Source organism: Campylobacter sp. (assembly GCF_052170435.1).
Lineage (GTDB): Bacteria > Campylobacterota > Campylobacteria > Campylobacterales > Campylobacteraceae > Campylobacter_A.
In genome coordinates this window covers 1-8,284 of sequence record NZ_JBQNAN010000034.1, presented here as the reverse complement: position 1 = coordinate 8,284, position 8,284 = coordinate 1, and the positions used below count along the sequence as shown (strand labels likewise).

The 8,284-nt window shown below is 48.4% G+C and carries 9 protein-coding genes and 1 pseudogene; 7 read left to right on the top strand and 3 right to left on the bottom strand.

Going from position 1 to position 8,284, the window contains the following annotated elements; genetic code table 11:
• Positions 1 to 143, top strand: a pseudogene (locus tag ACTTJF_RS09510) (CheR family methyltransferase); the annotation flags it as partial.
• Positions 144 to 290: 147 nt separating this feature from the next.
• Here ACTTJF_RS09510 and ACTTJF_RS09505 read toward each other — a convergent pair.
• Together ACTTJF_RS09505 and ACTTJF_RS09500 are read right to left on the bottom strand one after the other, a co-directional pair.
• Complete coding sequence (locus ACTTJF_RS09505; RefSeq protein ID WP_442551758.1) at positions 291 to 1,493, bottom strand: MFS transporter; 1,203 nt, start codon at positions 1,491 to 1,493, stop codon at positions 291 to 293.
• Positions 1,494 to 1,531: 38 nt separating this feature from the next.
• Positions 1,532 to 1,978 carry a copper resistance protein NlpE N-terminal domain-containing protein gene (locus ACTTJF_RS09500; RefSeq protein ID WP_442551757.1) on the bottom strand — a complete coding sequence of 149 codons (447 nt, stop codon included), beginning with the start codon at positions 1,976 to 1,978 and terminating at the stop codon, positions 1,532 to 1,534.
• Positions 1,979 to 2,085: 107 nt separating this feature from the next.
• Here ACTTJF_RS09500 and ACTTJF_RS09495 point away from each other — a divergent pair, with 107 nt between their 5' ends.
• From ACTTJF_RS09495 to ACTTJF_RS09485, 3 genes are all read left to right on the top strand, one after another.
• On the top strand, positions 2,086 to 3,006 hold the full coding sequence (locus ACTTJF_RS09495) for an SPFH domain-containing protein (RefSeq protein WP_009493831.1): 921 nt from the start codon (positions 2,086 to 2,088) through the stop codon (positions 3,004 to 3,006).
• Positions 3,003 to 3,401 carry an NfeD family protein gene (locus ACTTJF_RS09490; RefSeq protein ID WP_314398250.1) on the top strand — a complete coding sequence of 133 codons (399 nt, stop codon included), beginning with the start codon at positions 3,003 to 3,005 and terminating at the stop codon, positions 3,399 to 3,401. Before ACTTJF_RS09495 ends, ACTTJF_RS09490 begins: the two co-directional genes overlap by 4 nt.
• Positions 3,402 to 3,479: 78 nt before the next feature.
• Positions 3,480 to 3,986 carry an endonuclease V gene (locus ACTTJF_RS09485; RefSeq protein WP_442551756.1) on the top strand — a complete coding sequence of 169 codons (507 nt, stop codon included), beginning with the start codon at positions 3,480 to 3,482 and terminating at the stop codon, positions 3,984 to 3,986.
• Positions 3,987 to 4,083: 97 nt separating this feature from the next.
• Here the strand turns inward: ACTTJF_RS09485 and ACTTJF_RS09480 are convergent, their stop codons facing one another.
• Entirely contained in the window at positions 4,084 to 4,455 is a 372-nt protein-coding gene (locus tag ACTTJF_RS09480; RefSeq protein WP_442551755.1) for a hypothetical protein, read from the bottom strand.
• Between the two features lie 308 nt (positions 4,456 to 4,763).
• Between ACTTJF_RS09480 and ACTTJF_RS09475 the strand changes: the two genes are divergently transcribed.
• The 3 genes from ACTTJF_RS09475 to ACTTJF_RS09465 all read left to right on the top strand — a co-directional run.
• Positions 4,764 to 5,813 carry a dehypoxanthine futalosine cyclase gene (locus ACTTJF_RS09475; protein ID WP_442551754.1) on the top strand — a complete coding sequence of 350 codons (1,050 nt, stop codon included), beginning with the start codon at positions 4,764 to 4,766 and terminating at the stop codon, positions 5,811 to 5,813.
• A complete protein-coding gene (locus ACTTJF_RS09470; protein WP_442551753.1) occupies positions 5,813 to 7,036 on the top strand; it encodes a M16 family metallopeptidase in 1,224 nt (407 codons plus the stop codon). Before ACTTJF_RS09475 ends, ACTTJF_RS09470 begins: the two co-directional genes overlap by 1 nt.
• The coding region (locus ACTTJF_RS09465) for a DEAD/DEAH box helicase (RefSeq protein WP_442551759.1) at positions 7,026 to 8,284 on the top strand (1,259 nt) is incomplete at its 3' end. The genes ACTTJF_RS09470 and ACTTJF_RS09465, both read left to right, overlap by 11 nt.

Genomic DNA, 8,284 nt, shown 5'->3' with positions numbered 1-8,284 from the left:
TTAAGCTAAAAACGGTTGAGCGCTTTCATAAAATTTTGAGCGATCACGGCAGACTATACGTCGGGCACGCCGATCTGGTACCGTTTACGACGCTTTATAAAAAGCATATTTCAAACGGTACGACTTATTACGCTAAGGCCTAGGCGAGGTAAATTTGGGTCAAATTCGGCTCAAATTTACCGTTAAATTCGGTTGATAAATTTGACGCGAGCGGACGGCTACGTTTTTGATGCGGACGGTAAATTTATGCGTTTAAATTTGCCTTGCTAGGCCCGCGCCACAGAGCAAATTTACGCTAGTTCGTCTTTGTAAATTTTACGCACGAATACCCAATAAATCGCTCCGGCAAAAAACACGCAGCCTATTAGCGCCGTGATCAGCGAGAGGCTAAGCCCAAGCTCAAAAAGCAGCCCTATACCGCTAGAGATCACCGCCGCGACGCCTAGATAAACCATATCGTTATAGGCTATGATGCGGCCGTAAAATGCGGGATCGCACTTTTGCTGGATGAGCGTGTAGGTGTAGCTCCAAAGCGTCGAGGTGAAAAATCCCGCACAGAAAATCCCGATAAATCCGATATAGAAGTTAAACTGAAGCGCGCTCCACGCGATGACGCCAAGCCCGTGACCGACGTAGATATAGACTAGGTTGGTGTTTGAGACGAATTTGCTAAGCACGAGCGGACCTACGATAAGGGCGACGGCGCGGCAGGCGTTGATGTAGCCGATGATGAGCGATGCCGAGAGTAGGCCAGCGTACGGATAGTCGGCTAGTAGAGCCACGAGCGCGTCGTAACTAGTCACGCCAACTACGGCGTGCAGCATGATGAGATGCGCGATGAGGGGGTTTTGTTTTACGTATTTTAGGCCGTTTTTTAGCATCTCGCGGACTTTTTCGCCGCCTTTTTTGGCTCGCACGGCGATATCGGTTTTAAGCAGGACGATAAGCGCTACCGCGTAAAGAGCGCAGTCAAGCAAAAAGGCGCTTTTGATCCCGAAAAAATGGATATAAATGCCCGCTAGTCCCATGCCCGCGGTGTATGAAAACGCCCAGATGAGCGAGTGGATCTCGTTTGCGGTTTTTATCTCGTCTTTATTTAAAATTTTGGGAAACAGGCTCATCTCGACCTGAAAATAGGTTCCACCGGCCCCGACTCTGATAAATATTATCGCAAATAGCAGCCACATCAAGGAGAGCTTATCGATAAAAACGAGTATAAAAACAGTCGCCATCTCTACGACCGTGAGCGCTATTAGCATAGGTTTAGGGCTAAATTTATCCACCACGATACCGCTAAAAGGCGATAGTAACACGCCCGGCACGAAAGCTAACGCAGCCGCCGCCGTGATAGCCCAAACGGGCGCGTCAAGCTCGATAAGTAGCGTGAAAATGCCCGTGTGCGAGAACCAAACGCCGAAATAGCAAATCAGTTGTATGAGCGAGAGGCGCGCAAAAACGGGTTGCGTTTTTAGTAGGTCGATAAATTTATTCATTTTGGCTTCGGGTCAAATTTGAGCGCTAAATTTGCCGCTTAGTCGGCTTCTAGCTTTTTATAGATGCGCTCCTGGGCGAAATTTTCTTTGATAAAGCTGTTTTGGTTGCTTATCTGGCGCAATGTATCGCCGTTAATCTCGAAATTTAGCTTTTCGCGGTATTGATTCGTCACGCTTAGGGTGTTGCCCTCTATCTCGTATTTGCCGCTTTGTAGCTCTCTTTGCGCGATCTTTTTTTGATAAACTGTGTCGATTTTAAACGTTTTGTCCGCGTTTAGGGTTAGCGTGCTTTTCGAGTTTTCGCTACAACCGTCGCAAAGCACCTTAGCCTCGTAAACGCCGATCAAATTTTCCTTATCTACCTCGGCGCCGCACGTTTCAAAAACCTCAGTACCGCCGCATTTTTTGCTATTTACCGCACTTGCGCCGGTCGCACAGCCCGCAAATATCATCGCAGCCACGGCTAAAAATAAAATTTTTTTCATGATTTATCCTTAAAATTTTGGCTAATTATACTAAAAATTTTCCGCTAAAATGGCGATTTTTTAGCAAAAAGCGGCTAAAATGATGAAAAATATTTTAAGGAGTAGTCATGGAAGAGAGCATCCCGTTTATCGTATTTGCCGTGGTCGTGCTAGCCTTTGCGGTATTGTTTTTAAAAGCCGGTATTAAGATCATCTCGCAGTCCGATATCTACATCGTCGAGCGTTTGGGTAAATTTCACAAGGTGCTTGACGGCGGATTTCACATCATCATCCCTTTTGTCGATCAGATCCGCGCCGTGATCACCGTTAGAGAGCAGCTAGTAGATATCACGAAACAGCAAGTTATCACAAAAGATAACGTAAACATCAGCGTCGACGGCATCGTGTTTTTAAAGGTCGTAGACGGCAAAATGGCTCTGTATAATGTCGATAGCTACAAGCGCGCGATCGCAAATTTGGCCATGACGACGCTGCGCGGCGAGATCGGTGCGATGAATCTTGATGATACGCTTAGCTCGCGCGACCGCCTAAACTCCGCATTGCAAAGAGCGCTCGGAGACGCCGCCGATAACTGGGGCGTAAAGATCATGCGTGTCGAGATCTCGGAGATCTCCGTGCCGCACGGCATCGAAGAGGCGATGAATCTACAAATGAAAGCCGAGCGCGAAAAACGCGCGATCGAGCTAAAAGCGCAGGCTGAAAAAGAGGCGCTCATCCGCAACGCCGAGGCGCTAAAACAAGAAAAAGTATTGCAAGCCGAAGCCATCGAGCGTATGGCCGATGCGAAAAAATACGAGCAAATCGCGCTAGCCACGGCTCAAAAAGAGGCGATGGATATGATAAACGAAAGCATGGCGCAAAACGCCAAAGCAGCCGAGTTCCTGCTCGCGCGCGACCGCGTCGGAGCCTTTAACGAGCTAGCCAAAAACGGCTCGAAAGATAAAATTTTAGTCCCTTATGAAGCGACCGAGCTCATCGGCTCTCTAAGCGTTTTAAAGGACTTTTTGGGCGCTAGGGCGGCGAAATGATACCCGCGTACTTGATGCTGGCCGCGGGCGTAGGCCTAATCATGCTCGAGTTTATGCTCGGTAGCTTTTTCGTGCTATTTTTCGGGCTTGGATTTTTGGCGGTCGGAGTTTTGGGATTTTTTATCGATATCGCTTGGGAGTATCAAATTTTACTCATCGCTATCGTCTCGTTAGTCCTACTTTTTGCACTTAGAAAGCCGCTAAAGGCCAAATTTAACCAGCACGAAAGCGAGGTCAAAGACGATTTTTTAAACGAGAGCGGCGAGGGCGAGATCAGAGAGGGGATGGTCTATTTTAAAGGTACTTTGTGGCGCTACGACGGCGATTTAGCCGAGGGCTCGAAGGTACGTGTGCGCGGCACAAAGGGAAATAAAGTCGTTTTGGAGCGAGATTAAATTTGACTTTTAGGGCGGCTTTTTGATGCTTTGTTTGCCTTTTTGTATCGCTCAAATTTAAACCAAAAAAGGATAGCGGTGAAACTTGCCGTAGATGCGTATTATGTGGGAAGCAAGGCTAAAGTCGTAGGGGTTTTGTTTGAAAACTTTAGCGACGAAAAGCCGCTCAAAATCATCTCAAAAGTAGTAGACGACGTGGCGCCCTATGAGAGCGGAAGCTTTTATAAAAGGGAGCTACCGTGCATCGTCTCGCTTTTGCAGGATTTGGATGTGCGGGATATCTCGCTCATCGTGATCGACGGTTTCGTTTATCTTGACGACGAGGGCGGATACGGTCTGGGCGGGCATTTATACGAGCGCTTGGAGCGCAGAGTGCAGATCGTGGGCGTAGCCAAATCGCCTTTTAAAGGCAGCTGCAAGTTCGCAAGAGAAATTTGCAGAGGCGGTAGTAAGAGGCCACTTTTTGTTAGCGCTGTCGGTACCGACCTAGACGAAGTGGCACAGCTCGTAAAGGGGATGAGCGGCGAGTTTAGGATACCTAGCTTGCTTAAAATTTTAGACGACGAGACTAAAACTGAAATTTAACTACTTTGTTGTGAAATTTGACTTGATTTTGATGTTGTTGGCTGGCGTAAATTTGATGAGGAAATGCGATCAAATTTGACCTTGACCGCATTAAATTTTAGTGTTTGTGATGAGGACAGGCGTGCACTTCGTCGCTTGCGCGGCTTTTGTCGTGATGAGAGCACTCTTTATGCTGTGCGCAGCCTTGCGCTTTTGCGTCGCATTTTGGGCATGGCTTTGATTTGTCGCTCTCGCCGCTACAGCCCAGGCTTTTATCTACTCCGTGATTTCCGTGATGAGGGCACTCTTTCGTCGATGCGTGAGACTGGGCGCAGCTAGCGTTTGCCGTGCCGTGATGAGGGCAGCTAGCGTCTTTTATCTGCGTAGCGTGGCGATACTCCTGCGCGTTTTGTTCGGCCGGAGCTGGTTTGTTTGCCGCACAGCCTGCAAAAAATAGCGCCAAAATCGCAGCTAAAACTAAATTTTTCATCTTTTCTCCTTTTATAAAATGTCTCACGATTTTATCAAATTTAAGCTTTATAAATCGGGTTAAATTTAAAAAGCCGTTGCAAATTTGACTCTAGGCTTTATACGTTCGACTATCTATGACGATGCGGAGCGTCGCAGCTAGCGACAAAAGGCTAAGTTTTAGCTCGAGAGCATCTTTTTGTGGATTTTAAAATCATTTCTTTTCTTTGCGTATGCCGTAAAATGATATCCGCAAGACGTCAAAAAACGCTTTTATCAAAGATAAAAGCGTTTTTCGCTAAACTCGCGTAAAAAATTTAAAGGAAAAATTTGACTAGACTAAGCGTAGACGAGGCGGTAAATTTGATAGAAAACGCCGATCTAAACGAGCTTGGAGCGATGGCTCTAGCGCGCAAACGCGAGCTGCATCCAGAAGGTGTCACGACCTTTATCGTGGATAGAAATATCAACTACACGAACGCGTGCTGGGTGGACTGTAAATTTTGCGCGTTTTATCGCGATCACAAGGACGAGGAGGCCTATGTGCTCGGCTTTGACGAGATCGCCCAAAAGATCGAGGAACTCATCGCTATCGGCGGAACTCAAATTTTATTTCAAGGCGGCGTACACCCGAAGCTAAAAATCGAGTGGTACGAGGATCTCGTGGAGTTTATCGCAAAAAAATATCCAAGCATCACGATTCACGGATTTTCCGCGGTTGAGATCGACTATATCGCTAGGATCTCGCGTATCAGCACGAGGGAGGTGCTGCGTAGGTTGCGAGAAAAGGGTCTCTACTCGATGCCCGGAGCCGGAGCCGAGATACTCAGCGACCGCGTCCGTGACGTGATCGCGCCTAAAAAATGCGATGTAGAGACGTGGCTGCGCATCCACCGCGAGGCGCACGAGGAGGGGCTAAAGACGACTGCTACGATGATGTTTGGCACCGTCGAAACCACGCGCGAGATCGTGGAGCACTGGGAGCATATTAGGAGTTTGCAAGACGTTACGGACGGCTTTAGAGCGTTTATATTGTGGAGCTTTCAGGGGCTAAACACGCGCCTAGCCGCCGAACGTCCCGAGATCAAAAAGCAAAGCTCGAATCGCTATTTGCGCCTGCTTGCGGTCTCTAGGCTGTTTTTAGACAACGTGCCAAACATCCAAAGCAGCTGGGTCACGCAGGGCAGCTACATCGGGCAGCTGGCGCTACTGTTTGGCGCAAACGACCTAGGCAGCACGATGATGGAGGAAAACGTCGTCAAGGCCGCCGGCGCTAGCTACCGCATGAATCAAGACGAGATGATACGCCTCATCAAAGACATCGGCGAAAAACCCGCCAAACGCAATACCAATTATGATATTTTAGAAAGGTTTTATTGATGAAAATCATAAATTTAAAAGCCGCAAATTTACAAATCCTGACCGTTTACGAGGCTAGCAAAACCTTGCCAGCGGTGAGCCTAAAGCTTATTTTTAAGGTCGCCGGAGCTTGCGCGGAGGAGAAGGCCGGACTTGCTAAATTCGTCGCTAAAATTTTCGACGAAGGCACGCTAAGCAAGGGCGCGGCGAGCTTTGCCAAAGAGCTTGAAACGCGCGCGATCAGCCTTTACGCGAGCGCGGGATTTGAGACCTTTGCGTTTGAGCTAAACTGTCTAAAGGAGCACTTTTCTTTTGCGCTTGCTAAGCTAAAAGAGCTTTTAGAGGAGCCGAATTTAAGCCAAAAAAGCTTTGAGAAGGTGCGAACTTTGACTCTGGGCGAGATATCTAGCAACGAGAGCGACTACGACTATCTAGCTAGAGTCGCGCTAAACGGGCTGCTATATCCCGGTACGAATCTAGCGCGCCCAAGCATCGGCACGAAGCAAAGCGTGGAGAGTATCACGCTAGAGGACGTTAAAAATTTCATCGATAACAAGCTTGATCTGGCAAATTTATTCGTAGTGCTGGGCGGAGAAGTAACGCCTGGGGAGCTAAATTTAGACGAGATTTTAAGCTCGCTAAAGGCTGGCGAGCCGCGCGAGCTAAGGCTTTTAAAAACCGATGAAAAATGCGGTGAAAAAGCTATCATCAAACCTAGCGAGCAAGCCTATATCTACTTTGGCGCGCCTTTTGACGTTTCCCGCGAAGAGCGATATAAGGCCAAGGTAGCGACGTTTATTTTGGGCGAAGGCGGCTTTGGCAGTAGGCTGATGGAGGAGATTCGCGTGAAGCGGGGGCTAGCGTATTCGGCGTATGCTAGGAGCGAATTTGCGCTTAGTCACTCGCAAATTTGGGGTTACCTGCAAACCAAAAACGAGAGCAGGAGCGAGGCGGTCGCAGTCGTGAAAGACGAATTTGCTAAATTCGTCAAAAACGGCGTAAAGGCAGGCGAACTAGCGCAAGCCAAAAGATTTTTGTTAGGCTCGCAGCCGCTACGCCAAGAGACGCTTTTTAACCGCTTAAATATTGCTCAGAGCGAGTTTTATAACGGCTTTAAACTAGGAAATTTTAAAGACGAGCTAGAAAAAATCTCAAAGCTAAAGCTTGCCGAGCTAAACGCGTTTATCGCGGAGCACGCAGAGATAGAAAAGCTCAGTTTTGCCGTGCTTTACAATGAAATTTGATGAAAAAGATAGAATCAATCTAAAAAAAATCGGCGTAACCACTCTGCTCGATCTAGCGCTTAAGCTTCCTAAAAGCTTTGAGGATACGAGCCTGGTCGCCGCGCCAAAAGACGGACACGTGAGCATCGCCGTAGAGATAAAAAGCGCGTATCGCCAAGGCGGGATGCTGCACGCGCAGTGCTGGTGCGAGGCGTGGGAGCAAAACGTCAAAATCGTGATTTTTAACGCCAAGTCTTGGCATTACGGGGCATTTAAGGTCGGCAAAAGCGTGTTTGTAAGCGGCAAATGCGCCTACGCCTACGGCTCGTGGCAGCTAACCAATCCCAAAATCGTCACGAAAATAAACGAAATCATACCCAAATACAAGCTCTCTCTCAGAGACGATTCGTTTAAAAATTTGATCCAAAAATACGTAAATTTGCCCAATTTACTTGAGGCGGGACTCGCGCCTAAGGAGGCCGAGTTTTTGCTAGATCTGCACAGAGGAGACGAAAAAAGCGTGGCGATGCTGGACACATTCGTGCGAGAAAAAGCGGGCGCGGACGTGCTAAAATTCGTCGAAATTTACAACTACCTAAAAAAGCTAAACGCCAAAAAAACTCGCTTTAAGGCGCCTAAAATCAAGCTTTTTGATATTTCTTCGTGGCTTAAAAATTTGCCGTTTGCGCCGACAACTGATCAGCTAAACGCTATCGCCGATTTGCGCGCGGACTTTAGCGGCGAGGAGGCGGTGCGACGCGTCGTGATGGGCGATGTGGGCAGCGGCAAGACGCTTGTTATGCTAGCCGCCGCGCTTAGCGTCTATCCCGGCCCTGCGCTCATCATGGCGCCCACGTCGATATTAGCCGAGCAAATTTATGCCGAGGCGGTGCGTTTGCTGCCTGATTTTATGCGTGTTTTGCTTGTTAAAAGCGGCGACAAGCCAAAATTTGACGGCGTAAATCTCATCGTCGGCACTCATGTTTTGCTATATCAAAGCTTGCCCGCAGCGCCTTTAGTTATGATAGACGAGCAGCACCGTTTCGGCTCGAATCAGCGCGAGAAAATCAATGCTCTAGCTAGCGGAGGGCTTGTGCAAGACCCGCAACCTGGCGGGGCGGATGGCGAATCTAGCGGTAAATTTGACGGCGGCGAGCAGGTAAATTTGACCTCAACCGCGCCCGAAAAAGGAAATAAGCAAACAAAAGCTGCGGACGAGACTAGGGCTCACGTGGTGCAGTTTTCGGCAACGCCGATCCCGCGCACGCT

Bases quoted from the DNA above. Each gene is read 5' to 3' on its own strand.
- ACTTJF_RS09470 (WP_442551753.1), top strand. From the start codon at position 5,813: ATGAAAATCATAAATTTAAAAGCCGCAAATTTACAAATCCTGACCGTT.
- ACTTJF_RS09505 (WP_442551758.1), bottom strand. From the start codon at position 1,493: ATGAATAAATTTATCGACCTACTAAAAACGCAACCCGTTTTTGCGCGC.
- ACTTJF_RS09495 (WP_009493831.1), top strand. From the start codon at position 2,086: ATGGAAGAGAGCATCCCGTTTATCGTATTTGCCGTGGTCGTGCTAGCC.
- ACTTJF_RS09480 (WP_442551755.1), bottom strand. From the start codon at position 4,455: ATGAAAAATTTAGTTTTAGCTGCGATTTTGGCGCTATTTTTTGCAGGC.
- ACTTJF_RS09490 (WP_314398250.1), top strand. From the start codon at position 3,003: ATGATACCCGCGTACTTGATGCTGGCCGCGGGCGTAGGCCTAATCATG.
- ACTTJF_RS09500 (WP_442551757.1), bottom strand. From the start codon at position 1,978: ATGAAAAAAATTTTATTTTTAGCCGTGGCTGCGATGATATTTGCGGGC.